This window comes from Synechococcus sp. CS-1333 (genome assembly GCF_025128015.1).
GTDB lineage: Bacteria > Cyanobacteriota > Cyanobacteriia > PCC-6307 > Cyanobiaceae > MW101C3.
The window spans coordinates 54,438-73,506 of record NZ_JAHLYO010000034.1 but is presented as its reverse complement, the minus strand read 5'-3'; the positions used below and the strand labels follow the sequence as shown (position 1 = coordinate 73,506).

Sequence of the window (19,069 nt, the reverse complement as noted above, 5' to 3'; positions counted from 1 at the left end):
CTTGGAATCCAGCGCCACGGCACTGACGGAAGCCCAGGCCCACCTGCACCAGCTGCGCCAGCGCATGGAGCAGAGCAATCAGGCCCTGTATCGGGATCTGGCCCTCTACCTCCAGGTGCTGAGGGCCGGCTTGCCGCAGGCAGTCCTGCAGGCCACTTTTCACCTGGCCACCCAGGTGGTGCCGGCGCGCTACACGGCGCTCGACACCGCCGAACGGCTTGGACTGCAGCAGCGCCTGCAGCAACTGGTGCAGCGCTGCAACGCTCTGCTCACGGTGGAGCAGCTGATCGTGCTTGCACGCCAGGTGCGCTCTGAACAGCAGCGCCTGCGGCGGCGGGAGCAGCGGCGTCTGCTGGCTGCCATGGCTGCTGCCGCTGGGGAAGCTACAGAGTCTTCCCATGGCGATGACACCCCTGGCCCATCCGGCGACGGCTCTGGCCAAGACTCCGGCCAGGCGATGGGCTTGCCCCGCGGTTCCGTGCAGCTGGGCATGGATCTGCCGCTCAGTGCCGATCTGTTCGCCGCTGGCCTGCCGGGCCTGAGCGGGCTGTCCGGCCTGGCCGCGCTCACCAGCGGCAGCCAGGAGGAAGGCGGCCGCGCCGCTGCGTACGGCGGCGGCGACACGGAGGACGAGGATGAGGACGACGCGGACGATGACGACGCGCACAGCGGCCACCACGATCCAGACGGCGCCGATGCGGACGACGGGCAGAGCTACGACGCACAGAGCTACGACGACGCAGACGAAGACGACACCGACGATGACGACACCGACGATGACGCTCTAATCGACGCCGACCCCGAAGATGACGACGCCGACCCAGACGGTGTAGGCCGAAACGACGACGTCCGAGACGATGGTGGCCGCAGCCACCGCCGGCACAGGAACCGCTCAGGCGGCAGCCAGGGAGATCGTGCCGCCACTCAGGCCGCCAGTGGTTTCGACGCCGGCGGCGAACCCGCCCATGTGTTCCAGGCGCTGTTCGCGATGGCCAGCGAGGCGATGGGGCGCCTGCCTGCTCCGGCCAGGGACACCGACAACGACGGCGATCAGGATCTCGATGACGACAGCGAGGGGAGCGCCGTATCAGCGTCCGCCTCGCCTACCGGCCCAGACGACAGCAGCGAGGCGCCCTATCTGTTGCCGCGCCAGCCGCTGGAGCTGCTGCACTGGTGGGGCGCCTTCGACCTCGCCCTGCAGCGGCGTCTGCGCAATCTCTCGCACGCGATCAACCTCGAATTGCTGCGCCTGGGCCTCACGCGCAGCCTGCTGCCAGCGAGCCTGCTGGATGCGGTCCTGCGCGGGCAGATCGAAGCACTGCCGGCTCCCGCCAACCTGCTGCGCCTGTCTCTGCCCTTCAGCACCGATGGCATGGCCGCGCCGATGGAAGCGTTCGGTCTGCTGCTGCGCGGCCCTGATCTCGAGGCTGAGCAGCCGCGGCTGCGCACCAGCCGGCGCCGGCTGGAAGAGCGGCGCAGCGAACTGCGCACGGTCGCCCGGAACTACCGACACTGGCAGCGGCGCACCCTCGCCCTGGAGGCGGAGCAGCAGTGGTTGCAGGACAGTCGGATGGCAGGTCCGGTTCAGCCCTGACCCCGGGCTCGCCAGCGGGCGATTGGCTGGCCACCCTGCAACAGGCCCTGAGGGTGGAGGCGGAACGCGGTTTCGGCGACCTGCAGGGCCGCCACGAGTGCTTCAGCGCCTTCCTGGCCCGCAGCTGCCGCCAACCACCGGACAGCCTGACCCGACGCCCGGAGGATCAACGCGCCCTGGCCGAGCTGGCTGCCGGCTTTGAGAGCTACAGCGGCCTCAGCCCCGCCCGCCGGCAGACCCTGGTGCGCCAGTGCCGCGAGCGGCTGCATGCCCTGCGCCGCTCCTTCGACCCACCGGCCACCGTGGCGCCGCCGCGGCTGCCGCGGCGCGAGGCGATCGCGTCTACGGCGGGCAGCGGCGATGCACGCACCAGCGGCGTAAGCAAGGGGCAGACGGCCATCGAACCCGACACGCCGCTGGGGGCGATCCGTGGCATCGGCGCCAAGACCGCCACCCAGCTCGCCGCCATGGGGTTGCTGCTGGCCCGTGATCTGGTGCGCCACTACCCCCGCGACTACGTCGATTACGCGAATCTGGCGCGGATCGGTGCCCTGCGCGCCGGCGAGACGGCCACCGTGGTCGCCACGGTGAAGCGCTGCCATGCCTTTGCCAGCCCACGCAATCCCAACCTCTCGATCCTGGAGCTGCAGCTGCAGGACATCACGGGCCGGCTGCGGGTGAGCCGGTTTCTGATCGGCAAGCGCTTCAGCACGCCGGGTTGGCTGAAGGCCCAGCAACGCCAGTTCCCGCCAGGCTGCACGGTGGTGGCCAGCGGCCTTGTCAAGGACTCGCCCTACGGCCCCTGCTTCCAGGATCCGCTGATGGAGGTGCTGGAGCGCCCGGATGCGCCGCTGCGCTCCGATCGCATCGGCCGGCTGCTGCCGGTCTACGCACTCACCGAAGGCCTGAACGCCGAGCGCTTGCGGCAGGCCCTGCGCGTCGTGCTGGAGGCGGCGGTGCGTTGGCCCGATCCCCTGCCGGCCGGTCTGCGCCAGCGGGAAGCACTGATGGGCCGTGGGGAGGCGCTGCAGGGGTTGCACGATCCCCGCGACCGGGATCATCTGCAGGCCAGCCGTCACCGGCTGGTGTTCGATGAGTTTCTGCTGCTGCAGTTGCGGCTGTTGCAGCGCCGCCTGCAGCAGAGCCGTCGGCCCTCCACGCCGCTCTCGGTGAACACTGGCGCCGGCAGCCTGGTGGGCGGCTTCCTGGCGCTGCTGCCCTTCCCCCTCACCACCGCCCAGCAGCGGGTGCTGGCGGAGATCCGCGCCGACATGGCCCGGGGCCAGCCGATGGCACGCCTCGTGCAGGGGGATGTGGGCAGCGGCAAGACCGTGGTGGCCATTGCCGCCCTGCTCACGGCGATCGAAGCCGGTTGCCAGGGGGCCTTGATGGCTCCCACCGAAGTGCTGGCCGAGCAGCATGCCCGCAAACTCGGCGACTGGCTGCCCCAGCTGCATGTGCGCGCGGCGCTGCTGACCGGCTCCACTCCGCAGCGGCGGCGCCGTGAGCTGCTGCAAGACCTGGCGAACGGCCAGCTGCAGCTGCTGGTGGGCACCCACGCCCTGCTGGAGGATCCGGTGCAGTTCGCCCGGCTCGGTCTGGTGGTGGTCGATGAGCAGCACCGCTTCGGGGTGCGGCAGCGCGACAGGCTGCTGGGGAAGGATGTCCAGCCCCACCTGCTCACCATGACCGCCACCCCGATCCCCCGCACCCTGGCGCTTTCGGTGCACGGAGATCTGGAGGTGAGCCAGATCGATGCGTTGCCTCCCGGCCGCACCCCCATCCGCACGCGGCTGCTGCGCAGCGGGGAGCGCCAGGTGGCCTACAGGCTGATCGCCGAGCAGGTGGCGCTGGGGCAGCGGGCCTATGTGGTGCTGCCGCTGGTGGAGGAGTCCGAGAAGCTCGACCTGCGCTCGGCGGTGGAGGTGCACCGCCAGCTGAGCGAGGAGGTGTTCCCGCAGCTGCGGGTGGGGCTGCTGCACGGCCGCATGGCCAGCAGTGAGAAGCAGGAGGCGATCACCGCCTTCGCCAGCGGTGCCTGCGATGTGCTGGTGGCCACCACGGTGGTGGAGGTGGGTGTCGACGTGCCGGACGCGAGCGTGATGGTGATCGAGCACGCCGAGCGCTTCGGCCTGGCCCAGCTGCATCAGCTGCGGGGGCGGGTGGGCCGCGGTGCCGCCGCCTCCCACTGCCTGCTGATCAATGACAGCCGCAATGCCGAAGCCCGTCAGCGGCTGGAGGTGCTGGTGCGCAGCAGCGACGGCTTCGAGATCGCCGAAATGGACCTGCAACTGCGGGGCCCCGGGCAGGTGCTCGGCACGCGCCAATCGGGGCTGCCCGATCTGGCCCTGGCCAGCCTCACGGAGGATGGCGCCGTGCTGGAACAGGCACGGGCCGTGGCGCAGGGGCTGCTGGCGGCGGATCCGGAGCTGCAACGGCACCCGGGCCTGGCCCTGGCCCTGGCCGAACAGCGCCAGCGGCAGGCGGAAGCGGCTCGCTTGAATTGAGCCTGTCCCCTGGTCTGCCGCCGTGCCGCGTCCCTGGAGCTCGGTCCCGATCGAAGACAACGGCGAACCGCTGATCCCACTCCCCCCCGAGCTGCTCCGGCTCGAGCCTCACCCCTATGCGGCTCTCGGGGCCCCCTATGGCCAGGCCGGCTGCCCCTTTCGCCTGCGCCAGGGGGTGGTGGAGCGTCTGCTGCAGGCTCAGGACGCCCTGCAGCAGCAGCAGAATGGCTGCCGGCTGGCCGTGTTTGATGCCTGGCGGCCGCTGGCGGTGCAGGCGTTCATGGTGGAGCACGCACTGCGGGAGGAATGCCGAGCCCGTGGGGTGGATCCCGAGCGGCCGGGGCCGGAGCGCGAGGCCGTGGCCGCAGAGGTGGGCCGCTTCTGGGCCCCGCCCAGTGCCGATCCAGCCACACCGCCGCCGCACAGCACAGGGGCAGCCGTGGATCTGACCCTGGCCGGGCCGGCAGGCGCGCTGCTGGGAATGGGCGGGGACATCGATGCGATCGGCGCGGTCTCAGAGCCTGGGCACTATGCCGACGCTGCCGCAGAGGATCCAACCGGCCCAGCGGCGAGCTGGCACCAGCGACGGCTGCTGCTGCAGGCGGTGATGGCGGCAGCTGGGTTCAGTCAGCACCCCAACGAGTGGTGGCACTTCAGCCATGGTGATCAGCTGTGGGCCTGGCGCAGCGGCGCTGCGCAGGCCTGCTACGGGCGCTGGACAGGCGCTGGGTCTGGAGAGGGCACGGTGGCGGTGGGCAGCGGCATCAGCTGAAACTCGCGCCAGATCTGCTCCGCCTCCGGCCGGCTGAGATGGCCGAGAGCGGCGCAGCGTTTCAAGGTGGCCTCGCCCATTTCAAGTTGCACCTCCCGCAGGCGGGCCAGCACCTTCGGTGGTTGGCTGGCGAACTGGTTGAGCTGGCGCCGGTAGGCGGCCAGCAGGTTGTCGCGCTTGCAGGTGAGGGGATCCGGCTCGAACGTCTGCACCGGGACGGCAGGTGTGCGTCGGTCCTGGCTGAGGGCTGCGGGCCCGGCCATGGACAGGGCGGCGAGCACAAGAGCGAGCCGCAGCGGCCGGATCAACATCCGACCAGGGCCTCACGCACGGCCACATCACCCAGCTGGGCCACGTGCTCACCGAAGCTGCGCCGCCCACCGGCCGCCTTCCAGCCCCGCAGCAGGGGTTCAAGGGTGCTCTCCAGTTCCGCCAGGGGCATCCGCTCCAGGAAGGGACTGGCCAGACGGGTGAGGTTGGGGGTGCCCCCCAGCCAGAGCTGGTACTGCTCCACGCCGCTGCCCACCAGACCGATCTCCGCCATGTAGGGGCGGGCGCAACCATTGGGACAGCCGGTCATGCGCACGAGCACGGGTTTCTCGATCTCCAGGCGCCGCAGCAGGGCATCGAGGCGATCGAGCACCTCAGGAAGGATGCGTTCCGATTCGGTGATGGCCAGACCACAGGTGGGCAGGGCCGGGCAGGCGATCGCATGGCGGGCCAGCAGATCGGGAGCTTCGGGGGCCTGGAAGCCGAGCTCCGCCAGGGCGGAGCGCACCGAACTGCGCTGGGGGGTGCCGATGTTGCAGAGCAGCAGGTCCTGGTTGGGAGTGAGCCGCACCTCCAGCTGGTAGGTCTCCACCAGCTTTCGCAGCCCCTGCTTGCGCTCGCCTTCGAGGCGGCCACAGAGCAGGGGCAGGCCCACGAACCAGAGATTGGCGCTCTGGCGATGCCAGCCCAGGTAGTCGGCGAGGCGGGGGGTGGGCTCGTTCTGCAGGCCACGGATCGGATAGGGGAAATAGCGCTTGAGCTCCTGCTTGAACCAGGCGATGCCCCGGTCGTGGATCAGGTACTTCATGCGGGCGTGGCGCCGCACCTGGCGATCGCCGTGGTCGCGCTGCAGGGCAGCGATCGCCTGGACGAGATCGAGCACATGCTCGGCAGCCACGTAGCCGAGCGGATCGGCAGTGCGCGCAAAGGTTTCGTCCTTGTTATGGGTGCGGCCCATGCCCCCACCCACGTAGGCGTTGCAGCCCCTGAGGCGCCCACTCGGATCGGTGAACACCACCAGGCCGATGTCCTGGGTGAGCAGATCCACGGAGTTGTCGCCCGGCACCGTGACGGCCACCTTGAACTTGCGCGGCAGGTAGGTGCCGCCGTAGAGGGGCTCGGAGGCATCACCGCTGAACAGGGCTCCTTCGCGCTGGCGCTCGCGTGCCTCACGTACCGGCTTGTCGGGCTTGAAGCGGTAGCTGTGATCCCCTTCCACCCAGAGGTCGAGATAGGAGCCCTCGGCGGCCTCCGGCGACAGCAGATCGGCGATCTGATCCGCCAACCGACGCGCGGCGGGGTAGCCCCCCTTCTCGAAGGGGGCAGCGGGGGCCATCACGTTGCGGTTGATGTCACCGCAGGCCGCCAGCGTGGAACCCAGCGCGCGCACGATCGTGCCGATCACCTCGCGCAGATCGGCCTTGGCGATGCCGTGCATCTGGAAGGCCTGGCGGGTGGTCACCCGCAGCGTGCCGTTGCCGAGGTTGTTGGACAGGTCGTCCATGGCCAGATAGAGCGGCACCGGGATGCGCCCGGCGGGGCTGCGTAGCCGCAGCATCATTTGCCAGTCCTTTTCACGGCCCTTCTGGCGGTTGTCGCGGTTGTCCTGCTGATAACTGCCGTGAAACTTGAGGATCTGGACGGCGCCGTCCGTGAAGAACGGCTTGTCGTTCTCCAGTTCGGTGGCCAGCGGCTCCTTGAGATGGCCGCTGGCCGCCTTGAGCAGCTCGAACTTGGTGGGTGGCAGGTCGCTGGCAGTCGCTGGTTGCCCAGCCGTTGATTGCCCAGTGGCAGCCAACGGTTGCCCTGCTGCAGGCTTGGTGGATCCACCCTCTGAAGGGCCGCCCTCAGCCTCCCGTTCCCCCACGGACTTGCGAACACGGTTGGGGGTCACGGTCACGTTGGTGCTACCAGGTTGTTTGAAGGTAGCGAAGCAGCCGCGTCGTCACTGGCGTTCAATACAGTCGGTGGCTGTTGAGACACTTGCGTGGCCACGTTCCTGCTGGAGATCGGCACCGAGGAACTGCCGGCGGATTTCGCCCGGATGGCCCTCCCTCAATTGGAGCAGCAGGTGCGCCAGGCACTGAGCGCGCACAAGCTGCCGCTGGAGTCGCTGTGGTGCAGCAGCACGCCCCGCCGCCTCGCCGTGTGCGTGAGTGGCCTGCCGGAGCGCCAGGCCGATCAGGAAGAGGAGCGCAAGGGCCCACCGGCGGAGCAGGCCTTCGTGAACGGGGAGCCGGCTCCCGCCGCCATCGGCTTCGCCCGGCGCTGCGGCGTGGCCGCCAGCGAACTTGAAGTCCGCCAGACCCCGAAAGGGCCGTTCGTCTTCGCCCGCCTGCGGCAGCAGGGGCAGCCCACCTTTGAGCTGCTGAGCGGCCTGATTCCCGGCTGGATCGATGCCCTGCAGGGAAGGCGCTTCATGCGCTGGGGCCAGGGAGACAGTCGCTTCAGCCGGCCGGTCCGCTGGCTGGTGGCCCTGCTTGATGAGCGGGTGATTCCCGTGCAGTTGTCGGCTACCGATCCCTGCATCCAGAGCGGCCGCCTCAGCCGCGGCCACCGACTCGTGCAGTCGGAGGTGTCGATCACGGCGGCGCACACCTACAGGCAGGAGCTGGCCGCCGCCGGGGTACAGGTCGACCGCCAGCTGCGCGCCCAGTGGATCCGTCAGCAGCTGGAGGCGGCAGCCATCGCCGCCGGCGCCCGGCCCGATCTGCCGGAGGCGCTCTTCGAGGAGCTGGTCGATCTGGTGGAGAGCCCCTCGCTGATTGAAGGCAGCATCGATGCACACTTCCTTGCCCTGCCCCCCGAGGTGCTGAGCACGGTGATGCGTTCCCACCAGCGCTACGTGCCGCTGGAGCCTATGGGCGCCCAGGCGGATGTTCTGGCGCTCTCGGCCCGGTCCCTACTGCTGCCCAGGTTTCTCTGCATCGGCAACGGCCTGGAGGCGGCGGCCTCAACGGTGCGCCGGGGGAACGAGCGGGTGCTGCGGGCGCGGCTGGCCGATGCCGCCTTCTTCCTGGACGCAGACCGCCGGGTGAGCAGTCAAAGCCGCCTCAGTCAGTTGGAGCGGGTCACGTTTGCTGAAGGACTGGGCAGCCTGAAACAGCGCGCCGAACGAATCTGCTGGCTCACCGACACCCTGCTGGAGGCACTGGCGTTAGCGGACGACGACGCCGAAACCGCCCGCTGCGCCGCCGAACTCTGCAAGCACGATCTGGTCAGCCAGATGGTGGGCGAATTCCCGGAACTGCAGGGGGTGATCGGAGCGAAGTACGTGCTGGAGGAAGGCGAATCGCGCGGCGTGGCCCTGGCTGTGCTTGAGCACTACCTGCCGCGTGGTGCCGGCGATCGCCTGCCCAGCTCCGCTGCCGGAGCGGTGGTGGCGATGGCGGAGCGCCTGGAGCTGCTGCTCAGCATCTACGCCAAAGGGGAGCGGCCGAGCGGGTCTTCCGATCCCTACGGGCTGCGGCGGGCCGCCAACGGGCTGCTGCAGGTGCTCCACGCCCAGGGTTGGCGCCTTGATCTGAACGCTCTGCTGCAGCGCGCCACGGCGCACTGGCAGGCGCTGCTGCCAGGCCTTGGGGTGGATTCCGCCGCCCTGTCACTGGAACTGCAGGAGTTTCTGCGCCAGCGGCTGGTGGCCCAGCTGGAGGAGGAAGGCTTCGATGCTGACCTGGTAAGGGCGGTGGCGGGTGCCACGGTCCAAGGGGAACGCCTGCTGCGCCAACCCATCGACGCCTGGGAGCGGACCCAGGTGTTGGCCGACCTTCGGGCGAGCGGCGCCCTCAAGGAGGTTCAGGCCGTGGTGCAGCGTGCGGCGCGGCTGGCGCAGCACAGCGAGCTCAGCGGCCAGGTGCTACTGGCAGATGGCGTGGTGGAGCCAGCCCGCTTCACTGCCAGCAGCGAAGCGCAACTGCTGGCAGTGGTGCAGGACATTGAGCCGCTGGCCTGCGGCGAGGCCGGCAGCATCGACTACAGCGGTCTCGCCGCAGCCCTCGGCCAGGGTGCGGGAGCGCTTGCGGCCTTCTTCGATGGCGAAACGAGCGTGATGGTGATGTGCGACGACATGGCCGTGCGCACCAACCGGCTGAATCTGCTGGCAGTTCTCACCAATCAGTCAGAGGTCCTCGCCGATTTCAGCGCCCTTGATGGCTGATCGGCGCTGCCTGTCAAGGACAAAGGACCGCAAAGGCTCCCCCTGGATTTGGGAAGAGCCCCAGTGAGGCGCTGAAGTGAGGCGCTGAATGTCAGTTCAGTGACCCATCAGGGCAGGTTCCCGTTCCTCGGCTTCGCTCACGGCGGCCCCTGCAGCTGATGGGGTGGGGGCGATGTCGGCGGCCAGCCCCTCAGCCTGACGGGGGTGCAGGGAACCGGTGGCGGCGAAAAGCTCCATCTCTGCCTGGGTGCGGACAGCGCTCTTCACCGGCTGGTAGCCGGCGGGGGCCAGCGCCTGGCCGCGAAGCACGGAGCCGAGGGTGAGCAGGGTGAGCTTGATCTGCTGCCACGGGTTCATCATCACCACCCGCTTGTAGAGGTAGCTGTCGAAGGTGAGACGCTGCACATCTTTGTCATCGCACATTTCAACGAAGGCCTCGCGGGCAGCGTCGTTGCGATAGAAGATGTTTTGCAGAAGCTCAAGAACTTTGTAGGTGGCACCGTATTTGCGGTCCCACTTCTTGATGTAGACCTTGAGATCTTTTTCGGTGGGAATCGTTGCTCCAGAGCTGCTGGCTGCCACGATCTGTTCGGCGCACATGCGGCCACTCTTGGCGGCGAAATAGATTCCTTCACCGGAACTCTTGGTCACGTAGCCGGCGGCATCGCCCACCAAGGCCATGCGACCCACCACCCGACGCGGGCGGGGATGCTCAGGGATCGGGTGAGCTTCCACCTTGATCACCTCACCATTGAGCAGGCGGGCGGAGGCCCGTTCCCGAATGCCCTTCTGGAGCCCCTTGATCAAGGCCTGGTTGACCTGCATGGTGCCGGTTCCGACGGCCACGTGGTCGAACTTGGGGAAGACCCAGGCGTAGAAGTCCGGGGACACATCGGTGCCCACATACATTTCTGCGAGGTCTTCGTAGTAGGCCATCTCCTCCTTGGGAAGACGGATGCGCTCCTGAAAGGCAATGGCGACGTTGTAGTCGCCGGCATCCATCGCCTTGGCAACGCGGCTGTTGGCCCCATCGGCGCCGACGATCAGATCCACTTCGAGAGTCTTGATCTCACCGGTAGGGCCACCGGAGGAATAATCGGCATACTTGAGGGTATAAGGGCCCTGGCGGTTCTTGCCGGTGTCGATGCTCTGAACCAGCCCGTTGACGAGGTGGGTGCCCAGCTCGGCGGCCCGATTGCGCAGGAAGCCATCAAGCACTTCGCGGCGGCACATGCCGATGTATTCATCGGCGTTGTCCAGATGGATATCCACCTCACGATTGGAGGGCGAGATCATCTTCATGTTGCGCACCTTGCGGTCGATGATCGACTCCGGCAGGTCGAATTCATCAACCATGCAGAGCGGAATCGCACCACCGCAGGGCTTGGCATTATCAAGCTTTCGCTCAAACAACCAGGTTTCGATGCCCGCCTTGGCGAGGACCTCCGCAGCACAGGAACCGCTTGGGCCGCCACCCACCACTGCGACTCGCAACATCTTGAAACCTGCTCCGCTGGAACGATCCTGGGCTGGAAGCTAACACTCCTGTTCCGGCTTTTGAGGCGCCGAAGGGCCTGGCCCCTACGATTGTTTCAAGCTTGTAGCCCCGTCCTTTGCCCCCGCGAATGTCCGCGCGTCATCAGGGCGACGACATCCCGGTGGCCCAGCGCTCGCTGCGCCCCGGACCACCCCGGGGACGATCGCTGCGCGCGGTGCTCGGCACCGTGATGGTGCTGGTGGTGGGTGGTGGCGCGCTGGGTTTTCGCTTCCGCGAGCCGCTGGTCCAGTTGCTCACCCCTCCCCCCGTCCCCGGGATCGATGCACGGCTGGGCAGCGATGGGCGGCTGCTGGGCCACTTCCCCTATGCGGAAGCGCCGACGGACCAGCTCACCAACGTGGCGCCGGGCCTGATGCTGCATACAGAGGCTGCCGTCGAGCTGCTCGCCATGCAGAGGGAAGCGGCCGCCGATGGGGTGGATCTGCGCTTGCTGAGCGGTTTCCGCTCAGTGGATCTGCAGCAGCAGATTTTCTTTGGTGTCAAATCGGAGCGTAACCAGAGCGCCGAGGAGCGCGCCCAGGTGAGCGCCCCACCGGGTTTTTCCGAGCACAGCACCGGCTACGCCGTCGATCTCGGCGATGGCGGCCGGCCCGCCGCCAACCTGAGTGTCGACTTCGAGCGCACTCCCGCCTTCCGCTGGCTGCAGGAGAATGCCAACCGCTACCACTTCAAACTCTCGTTTCCGCGCGGCAATGCCCAAGGCGTGACCTACGAGCCATGGCACTGGCGCTTCGAGGGATCAGCGGAGGCGCTGCGGATGTTCGAACCGGCCCGACAGCTGCAGGGATCTGAGCGGAGCGGGCTGGGATAGGGTGAAGGTTCATTGCAACCGGTAGTGGTTGCGTCAGAAAGGATTGAAGGAGAGATCACGCATGAGCGCCGCTTCCCAGAGCGCACCGATTCGCAATATCGCGATCATCGCCCACGTTGACCACGGCAAGACCACGCTCGTGGATGCCCTGCTTCAGCAGTCGGGGATCTTCCGGGACGGCGAGGCTGTGCCCACCTGCGTGATGGACTCGAACGACCTGGAGCGCGAGCGCGGCATCACGATCCTCTCCAAGAACACCGCGGTTGATTACGCCGGCGTACGCATCAACATCGTCGATACCCCCGGACACGCCGATTTCGGCGGCGAGGTGGAGCGGGTGCTCGGCATGGTGGATGGTGCCCTGCTGATCGTGGACGCCAACGAGGGGCCCATGCCCCAGACCCGCTTCGTGCTCAAGAAGGCGCTCGAGCAGGGCCTGCGGCCGATCGTGTTCGTCAACAAGATTGACCGCGCCCGCGTCGACCCGGAACAGGCGGTCGACAAGGTGCTGGATCTGTTCCTCGAGCTCGGCGCCGACGACGACCAGTGCGACTTCACCTACCTGTTCGGCAGCGGCATGGGGGGCTACGCCAAGCCCGACATGGCCACCGAGAGCGAAACGATGAAGCCGCTCTTCGACGCCATCCTGCGCCATGTGCCGCCGCCGGTCGGAGACCCTGAAAAGCCCCTGCAGATGCAGGTCACCACGCTCGACTACTCCGACTTCCTGGGTCGGATCATGATCGGCCGCATCCACAACGGCACCATCAAGGCCGGCCAGAGCGCCGCACTGATCCGCGACGACGGCAGCATCAAGCGCGGCCGGATCAGCAAGCTGCTCGGCTTCCAGGGCCTGCAGCGGGTGGAGATTGAGCAGGCCAGCGCCGGCGATCTGGTGGCCGTGGCGGGCTTCGATGAGGTGAACATCGGCGAAACGATCGCCTGCCCCGATCACCCCGAAGCGCTGCCCTTGATCCGGGTGGATGAACCCACCCTCCAGATGACCTTCGTGGTCAACGATTCTCCCTTTGCTGGCAAGGAAGGCAAGTTCGTCACCAGCCGTCAGCTGCGTGACCGCCTTCAGAAGGAGCTGCTCACCAACGTGGCGCTGCGGGTGGAGGACACCGACTCCCCTGATCGCTTCTCCGTGAGCGGCCGTGGTGAGCTGCACCTGGGCATCCTGATCGAAACCATGCGCCGCGAAGGCTATGAGTTCCAGGTGTCCCAGCCGCAGGTGATTTTCCGCACGATCGACGGCACACCGTGCGAGCCGGTGGAAACCCTGGTGATGGACGTTCCCGAAGATGCGGTGGGCTCCTGCATCGAGAAGCTCGGCACCCGCAAGGGCGAGATGCAGAACATGGAAACCGGCAACGACGGCCGCACCCAGCTGGAATTCGTGGTGCCGGCCCGCGGCCTGATCGGTTTCCGTGGTGAGTTCGTGCGCGCCACCCGCGGCGAAGGAATCATGAGCCACTCCTTCTTTGAATACCGCCCCATGCAGGGGGATTTCGATGCCCGCCGGAACGGCGTACTGGTGGCTTTCGAAGAAGGCACCGCCACCTTCTACGCGCTCAAGGGCGCGGAGGATCGGGGCCAGTTCTTCATCACGCCTGGCACCAAGGTCTACAAGGGCATGATCGTGGGCGAACACAACAGGCCGCCCGATCTTGAGCTGAACGTCTGCAAGGCCAAGCAGGTCACCAACATCCGCTCGGCTGGCGCTGAAGTGCTCGACACGCTTCAATCCCCGATTCAGATGACGCTTGAGCGCGCGCTTGAGTACATCGGGCCGGACGAAATGCTGGAAGTGACCCCGGAATCGATCCGGCTGCGCAAGCTGCCGGTGAAGAAGGCCGCCAAGCGATGAGCCAGGGGATGGCATCCCGCCACCCCGGCCCGGTGCCCCCCGCCGACGACCTGACCGCAGACCCCCGTCTGCAGGTGGCCGTCGGGCTGTTCAACGCGGGTGAGTGGTACGCCTGCCACGACGTGTTCGAGGAGATCTGGCACGAAACCCAGGGGCCCGACCGAGCCGCGCTTCAGGGATTTCTGCAGATCGCCGTGGCCCACCTGCATCTGCAGCGCGGCAACCAGCGTGGAGCCACGCTGCTGCTGGGTGAAGGGTTGGGCCGGCTGGCACCGTTTCCGGCCGACGCCCTCGGCTTCAACCTCACCCTGCTGCGCACCCGGGTGGCTGACCGGCTGCACTGCCTGCAACAGGGGAATGACCCAGGGGCCCTCCCCCTGCCAGTGTTGACGCCAGCTGCCTGACCCACTGATCCCCTGCCGCGAAGCTCGCTCCCTGAGCCGGGTGCGGGACTCCCACGCCCGCCCCCTTCCTGCCCCTGCCGGAACCATGCCTGAGATGCACCGACGCCGTCGCCCCCCCCTCGCTACAACAGGGGCGGCACTGATGCTCGCGCTCTGGAGCCTCCATCCCCCCCTGGCGCGGGCGCTGCCACTGGGGTCGCAGGTGCCCGAGGCCCCCCAGTTGCCGCGGCCGGCGGGCGCCGCACCGGGGGCCCCGATGCCCACCTCGACGTCAGCCCCTGAAGGAACGGTGCTCACGCCGCAGGCACCGATCACGCCCACCGGCCTGGTGACGATCGAATCGGACACGCAGCGCGCTGACAACAGCACCGGCATCGTGACCGCCACCGGCAACGTGAGGATTCTTTACCCCGATCGGCGCCTGGCCGCCACCGCCCGCCAGGCCCAGTACTTCACCCGGGAGGGGCGCATCGTGCTCACCGGCGATGTGGACGTGGTGCAGGAAGGCGGCAACCTGCTGCGCGCCGAACGGGTGGTCTACCTGGTGGACACCGAACGGGTGCTGGCCCAACCCACCGATGGCAAGCAGGTGTTCAGCCAGCTAAGAATCCAGCAGAACGCTCAGCCTGCTGGGCCAGCAGTGCCATGAGCCTCGTGTTGGAAGGGGTGGCCCTGAGCATCGGAGGCCGCCCCCTGGTCAAGGGGGTGACCCTCGCCCTGGAGCCCGGCGAAGTGGTCGGCCTGCTGGGCCCCAACGGCGCCGGCAAGACCACCACCTTCAACCTCGTCACCGGCTTGCTCAAACCGGATCGGGGCCGGGTCGTGCTCGATGGGAAGCGGGTGGAGCGGCTGGCCATGCCGGAGCGTGCCCGTCTGGGCATCGGCTACCTGCCCCAGGAGCCGAGCGTTTTCCGGCAGCTGAGCGTGCGCCAGAACCTGCAGCTCGCCCTGCAACAGAGCGGCGCTCCGGTGGCGGGGCGACGGGAGCGCGTCGAGCAGTTGGTGGAGGAGTTCCACCTGACCAACTTTCAGCACCGCCGTGGCTTCCAGCTGTCCGGAGGCGAGCGGCGCCGCTGTGAAGTGGCGCGCGCCCTGGCGGTCGGCGAAGCTGGCCCGCGCTACCTGCTGCTGGATGAACCCTTCGCCGGCGTCGATCCGCTCGCCGTTGCCGACCTCCAGACCCTGATCGGCACTCTGCGGGATCGCAACATGGGTCTGCTGATCACCGATCACAACGTCCGGGAGACCCTCTCCATCACCGACCGCGCCTACATCCTCACGGAAGGCAGCCTGCTGGCCTCCGGGCCTTCGGCTGAGGTGGCCAGCAACCCGCTTGTGCGCCAGCACTACCTGGGGGAGGGCTTCCAGCTGTGACACTTGCTCACGAACCCGTGATGGCGCTCAAGCGGCTGCTGCGCCCCGTACTGCTGCTCTGGGAGCGCCTGCCGCTGATGGATCGTTGGCTGAGCGGTGAACTGCTCGGCCCGCTGCTGTTCGGCGTGGCGGCCTTCACCACGGTGTCCCTGTCGGTGGGGGTGGTGTTCGAGCTGGTGCGCCGGGTGGCGGAATCAGGCTTGCCGGTGACGGTGGCGATGCAGGTGCTGGGCCTGCGCCTGCCGGGATTCCTGGTGCTGTCGTTTCCGATGGCCACCTTGATGGCCACACTGCTTGCCTACAGCAGGCTGTCGGGCAACAGTGAGCTCACGGCTCTGCGCAGCATCGGCGTGAGCACCAGCCGCATGGTGATGCCGGCCCTGGGCGTGGCGCTGCTGATGAGCCTGCTCACCTTCACGTTCAACGACCTGATCGTGCCCGCCGCCAACCTCCAGGCGGCCGACACACTCAACGAGGCCCTGGGCAGGTCGGTGGCCACGGAAAAGGGCAGCAACATCATTTACTCACGCTTCAGCCTGCGGCCCGCCAAGGATGATTCCGGCGCCGACCGCTACCTCTCCCAGCTCTTCTATGCGCGCAGATTCGAGAAAGGGGAGATGCAGGATGTGACGGTGCTCGATTTCACCCGCGAGAACGGCACCCAGATCCTGCAGGCCAAGCAGGGAATCTGGAACGCGGAGCAGGGCATGTGGGAATTCAAGGACGGCCAGGTGGTGCTGGTAGGAGGGGCTGAGGGCTCCACCACCTCCGCCAGGTTCGACCGCTACCTCTATCCGCTCGATCAGGGGCCGCTGAAACTGGCTGCCCTGCCCAAGGACGCCGCCAGCATGTCCGTGGCCGAAGCCCTGCGCGCCGAGCGGTTGCTCAGAGAGGCCGGCGACCAGAAAGAGGCCCGCCGGATGCGGGTGCGCATTCAGGAGAAATTCGCCTTCCCCACCATCTGTCTGGTGTTCGGTCTGATCGGCAGCAGCCTGGGCGTGCGCCCGGATGCCCGCACCAGCCGCAGCCAGGGGTTCGGCATCAGCGTCCTGCTGATTTTCTCCTACTACCTGATGTCCTTCATCTTCAGTTCGCTGGGGGTGAAGGGCACCCTGGGCCCCTTCCTGGCAGCCTGGATGCCGGTGTTCATCGGTCTGGCGGGTGGCCTTGTGCTGCTCCGACAGGCCAGCCGCTGATCTCCCTGACCGCCAGGCAGACTGACCCAACCGCTTCTGGGAATCGTGCTTTCTGTGACCGATCCGGTTCTGACCCTCGCCCTGATCGCCTTCGGCCTGCTGCTGGTCGCTCTGCCGCTGGCCTTCTGGAGTTTGAGCGGCGGCCGTTCGAGCACGGTGGTGCGCCTGCTGGTGGCCGGGGCCAATCTGAGCCTCACCGCCCAACTCACACTGCGCTGGTGGGAATCGGGACACTTCCCGATCAGCAATCTCTACGAATCGCTCTGCTTCCTGGCCTGGGCCTGCACGCTCACCCAGCTGCTGGTGGAGCGCTCCTGGGCCTCCCCGCTGGTGGCGGCGGCAGCGACACCAATGGGTCTTGGCTGTGTGGCCTTTGCCAGCTTCGCCCTGCCCGACCGCCTGCAGGCAGCCTCCCCACTGGTGCCGGCCCTCCGCTCCAGCTGGTTGGTGATGCATGTGAGCGTGATCATGGTGAGCTACGCCGCCTTGCTGGTGGGTTCACTGCTATCGGTGGCCGTGCTGTTCACCGAGCGGGGCCGCCAGCTGGAGCTGCGCAGCAGTTCGATCGGCAGCGGCGGCTTCCGCCGCGCCCAGCTGGCCGCGGTGCCGGGGGGCGGCGAGGCCAGCAGCAGCAGCGGCCAGGGCCTGGAGCTGAGCAGCGTGGCTATCGGCGTGAGCGAACAGCTCGACAGCCTCAGCTACCGCACGATCACAGTGGGCTTCCTGCTGCTGTCGGTGGGTCTGGTGAGCGGCGCCGTGTGGGCCAATGAGGCCTGGGGCAGCTGGTGGAGCTGGGATCCGAAGGAAACCTGGGCCCTGATCTGCTGGCTCGTCTATGCCGCCTATCTGCACACCCGGCTCAGCCGCGGCTGGCAGGGCAGGCGACCGGCCCTGGTGGCCTCTGCCGGGCTGGTGGTGATCGTCGTCTGCTATATCGGCGTGAATCTGCTGGGCATCGGTCTGCACAGCTACGGCTGGTTCCTCGGTGACTGAGTCACAGCCTTCCCGGCGGCCAAGAACGCTCCCCCCAGCGCTCCTGCTGCCCCTGGTGCTGCTCGGCGGGTTGGTGGTTCGGTTGAAACTGGCCATGGTGCTGCCGCCCGGCTACGACGAGGCCTATTACCTCTTCTACGGCCGCCATCCGGCCCTGAGCTACTTCGACCATCCCGCCGCGGTGGGGCTATGGGCCTGGGTGGGAACCCGGCTCGGGGGTTCAATCCTGGCTCTGCGGCTGCCTTCCCTGCTGAGCTACACCCTGGCACTCGCCCTGCTCAGCGGCGCGACCGAGCGCTGGTTCGGCCGGCGTGCGGCCCTGCTCAGCGCCGTGCTGGGCAGCGTCGCTCCGGTCCTGTTCCTCTGCGGCGGCCTGCTGTTGCTGCCGGACAGCCCCCTGGTGCTGGCCCTCGCGGCCCTGCTCTGGTGGCTGTCACGACACCCCCGGGTGGTGCCCGTTTCACCCCGGGAGGCGATCGTCCTCGGTGTTCTGCTGGGGCTGGTCACCCTGGGCAAGTACCAGGGCCTGCTGTGGTTGCTCTCCCTGCTGGCCTGGTGCCTGGCCAACGGGGAATGCCGGCACCACTTCCGCAGCTTCTGGCCCGGCCTGGCCCTGCTGGTCTGGCTGATGGTGTCGGCGCCGCTTTGGCTCTGGAACCTCAACAACGGCTGGGCCTCCTTCCTGTTCCAGGGTGGCCGGATTGGTGGAGGGGGGGGCTATGACCTGGCGGCCCCGCCCCTGTTTCTCCTATCCCAACTGGTGCTGCTCTTCCCCACGGTCGGGGTGGTGCTGCTGGTGGCGTTGTGGCCCCGATCCCGCCGGGATGGTGCCACCGTTCACCGGCAGCTTCTGCGCTGGCTGGTGGTGCCGCAACTGGTGGTCTTCCTTTTGCTGGCTGGTCGCATGCAGGTGCTCTCCAGCTGGTTGGTGCCGGCCTGGTGGCTGCTGCTGCCGCTGGCAGGAGACTGGCTGGCCGGGCCCCACGATCGGCGGTGGCGGGGCTGGATCGTGGCGGGAGCCTGGGGCACGGCCCTGATCTTGCCAGCGCTGCTGTTCACCCTGGCCCTGCAGGTGCGCTGGGGAGTGCTCGACGCCTGGTTGCCCCCGGGGCTGGACCCCTCGACCCAGCTGATGCCTGCCGACAGCCTGCGTAGGGACCTGCGCCGCAACCCCGTCGTCTGGAAGGCGCTGCAGGAAGCCAGCCTGATCGCCGGCAACCGCTACGACCTGCCGGGCTTTCTGGCTCTGGCGCTGGGTTCGCAGCTGAATGCCGACTACACCACCTTCAACAACGATTCCAGGGGATTCGCCTGGTGGCAACCGCCCACTGGCTACCGGGGTGCCAGTGGGGTGCTGTTCGGCATCGTGGAGCCCGGCAAGCCCCTAGTGCGAGAAGCCTGGCTGCCTCAGCTGGGGAAGGTGGAGCCCCTGGGGACCGTTGAGATTCACCGCGCTGGCCGCCCGGCTTTGCAGTTGGAATTCAGCCGTTTTGGTCCCCTGCCCAGCCCCTGGCCCCGTCGTTACGGTCCCAATTCGGCACCGGAGAAGCTCCCGTAACGGCTT

The 19,069-nt window shown here is 67.9% G+C and carries 15 protein-coding genes; 12 read left to right on the top strand and 3 right to left on the bottom strand.

Annotation, left to right across the window (positions count from 1 at the left end):
• Window position 1: 1 nt before the first annotated feature.
• The 3 genes from KQ303_RS14025 to KQ303_RS14015 are packed head-to-tail and all read left to right on the top strand — an operon-like array spanning window position 2 to window position 4,873.
• Complete coding sequence (locus tag KQ303_RS14025; protein ID WP_259730766.1) at window positions 2-1,594, top strand: hypothetical protein; 1,593 nt, start codon at window positions 2-4, stop codon at window positions 1,592-1,594.
• Window positions 1,552-4,101: an ATP-dependent DNA helicase RecG gene (gene recG, locus KQ303_RS14020; RefSeq protein ID WP_399233875.1), complete on the top strand. Its 2,550-nt coding sequence runs from the start codon at window positions 1,552-1,554 to the stop codon at window positions 4,099-4,101. Before KQ303_RS14025 ends, recG begins: the two co-directional genes overlap by 43 nt.
• A gap of 22 nt (window positions 4,102-4,123) precedes the next feature.
• Window positions 4,124-4,873 carry a M15 family metallopeptidase gene (locus tag KQ303_RS14015; protein WP_259730765.1) on the top strand — a complete coding sequence of 250 codons (750 nt, stop codon included), beginning with the start codon at window positions 4,124-4,126 and terminating at the stop codon, window positions 4,871-4,873.
• Here KQ303_RS14015 and KQ303_RS14010 read toward each other — a convergent pair.
• Window positions 4,807-5,184, bottom strand: coding sequence for a hypothetical protein (locus KQ303_RS14010; protein ID WP_094513115.1), 378 nt, complete (start codon window positions 5,182-5,184; stop codon window positions 4,807-4,809). The two genes, KQ303_RS14015 and KQ303_RS14010, sit on opposite strands and share 67 nt — an antisense overlap.
• A complete protein-coding gene (locus KQ303_RS14005) occupies window positions 5,178-6,941 on the bottom strand; it encodes an NADPH-dependent assimilatory sulfite reductase hemoprotein subunit (protein ID WP_259730846.1) in 1,764 nt (587 codons plus the stop codon). Before KQ303_RS14005 ends, KQ303_RS14010 begins: the two co-directional genes overlap by 7 nt.
• 189 nt (window positions 6,942-7,130) lie before the next feature.
• On the opposite strand from KQ303_RS14005, the gene glyS reads away from it, so the two are divergent.
• Complete coding sequence (gene glyS, locus KQ303_RS14000) at window positions 7,131-9,299, top strand: glycine--tRNA ligase subunit beta (protein WP_259730764.1); 2,169 nt, start codon at window positions 7,131-7,133, stop codon at window positions 9,297-9,299.
• Window positions 9,300-9,395: 96 nt separating this feature from the next.
• Here glyS and chlP read toward each other — a convergent pair whose 3' ends face one another.
• Complete coding sequence (gene chlP, locus KQ303_RS13995) at window positions 9,396-10,796, bottom strand: geranylgeranyl reductase (protein ID WP_259730763.1); 1,401 nt, start codon at window positions 10,794-10,796, stop codon at window positions 9,396-9,398.
• A 128-nt stretch (window positions 10,797-10,924) separates the two neighbouring features.
• On the opposite strand from chlP, the gene KQ303_RS13990 reads away from it, so the two are divergent.
• The 8 genes from KQ303_RS13990 to KQ303_RS13955 all read left to right on the top strand — a co-directional run bounded on the left by KQ303_RS13990 (window position 10,925) and on the right by KQ303_RS13955 (window position 19,063).
• Entirely contained in the window at window positions 10,925-11,668 is a 744-nt protein-coding gene (locus tag KQ303_RS13990) for a D-alanyl-D-alanine carboxypeptidase family protein (RefSeq protein WP_255101280.1), read from the top strand.
• Between the two features lie 61 nt (window positions 11,669-11,729).
• Complete coding sequence (gene typA / locus KQ303_RS13985; protein ID WP_094513110.1) at window positions 11,730-13,538, top strand: translational GTPase TypA; 1,809 nt, start codon at window positions 11,730-11,732, stop codon at window positions 13,536-13,538.
• A gap of 8 nt (window positions 13,539-13,546) precedes the next feature.
• Window positions 13,547-13,942, top strand: a complete 396-nt coding sequence (locus KQ303_RS13980; protein WP_259730762.1) for a DUF309 domain-containing protein — start codon at window positions 13,547-13,549, stop codon at window positions 13,940-13,942.
• Window positions 13,943-14,027: 85 nt separating this feature from the next.
• Window positions 14,028-14,591 carry an LptA/OstA family protein gene (locus KQ303_RS13975; protein WP_259730761.1) on the top strand — a complete coding sequence of 188 codons (564 nt, stop codon included), beginning with the start codon at window positions 14,028-14,030 and terminating at the stop codon, window positions 14,589-14,591.
• Window positions 14,588-15,316 carry an LPS export ABC transporter ATP-binding protein gene (gene lptB, locus KQ303_RS13970; protein WP_094513108.1) on the top strand — a complete coding sequence of 243 codons (729 nt, stop codon included), beginning with the start codon at window positions 14,588-14,590 and terminating at the stop codon, window positions 15,314-15,316. Before KQ303_RS13975 ends, lptB begins: the two co-directional genes overlap by 4 nt.
• A gap of 20 nt (window positions 15,317-15,336) precedes the next feature.
• The gene (locus tag KQ303_RS13965) at window positions 15,337-16,512 is read left to right on the top strand and encodes an LptF/LptG family permease (protein WP_259730845.1); all 1,176 of its coding nucleotides are present in this window, start codon (window positions 15,337-15,339) and stop codon (window positions 16,510-16,512) included.
• Between the two features lie 54 nt (window positions 16,513-16,566).
• Entirely contained in the window at window positions 16,567-17,505 is a 939-nt protein-coding gene (ccsB, locus tag KQ303_RS13960) for a c-type cytochrome biogenesis protein CcsB (protein ID WP_259730760.1), read from the top strand.
• Between the two features lie 94 nt (window positions 17,506-17,599).
• The gene (locus KQ303_RS13955) at window positions 17,600-19,063 is read left to right on the top strand and encodes a glycosyltransferase family 39 protein (protein WP_259730759.1); all 1,464 of its coding nucleotides are present in this window, start codon (window positions 17,600-17,602) and stop codon (window positions 19,061-19,063) included.
• The last annotated feature ends 6 nt before the right edge of the window (window positions 19,064-19,069 follow it).

Bases quoted from the DNA above. Each gene is read 5' to 3' on its own strand.
- KQ303_RS14010 (WP_094513115.1), bottom strand. From the start codon at position 5,184: ATGTTGATCCGGCCGCTGCGGCTCGCTCTTGTGCTCGCCGCCCTGTCC.
- chlP (WP_259730763.1), bottom strand. From the start codon at position 10,796: ATGTTGCGAGTCGCAGTGGTGGGTGGCGGCCCAAGCGGTTCCTGTGCT.
- KQ303_RS13990 (WP_255101280.1), top strand. From the start codon at position 10,925: ATGTCCGCGCGTCATCAGGGCGACGACATCCCGGTGGCCCAGCGCTCG.
- typA (WP_094513110.1), top strand. From the start codon at position 11,730: ATGAGCGCCGCTTCCCAGAGCGCACCGATTCGCAATATCGCGATCATC.
- KQ303_RS13980 (WP_259730762.1), top strand. From the start codon at position 13,547: ATGGCATCCCGCCACCCCGGCCCGGTGCCCCCCGCCGACGACCTGACC.
- KQ303_RS13975 (WP_259730761.1), top strand. From the start codon at position 14,028: ATGCCTGAGATGCACCGACGCCGTCGCCCCCCCCTCGCTACAACAGGG.
- lptB (WP_094513108.1), top strand. From the start codon at position 14,588: ATGAGCCTCGTGTTGGAAGGGGTGGCCCTGAGCATCGGAGGCCGCCCC.
- KQ303_RS13965 (WP_259730845.1), top strand. From the start codon at position 15,337: ATGGCGCTCAAGCGGCTGCTGCGCCCCGTACTGCTGCTCTGGGAGCGC.
- KQ303_RS13955 (WP_259730759.1), top strand. From the start codon at position 17,600: ATGGTGCTGCCGCCCGGCTACGACGAGGCCTATTACCTCTTCTACGGC.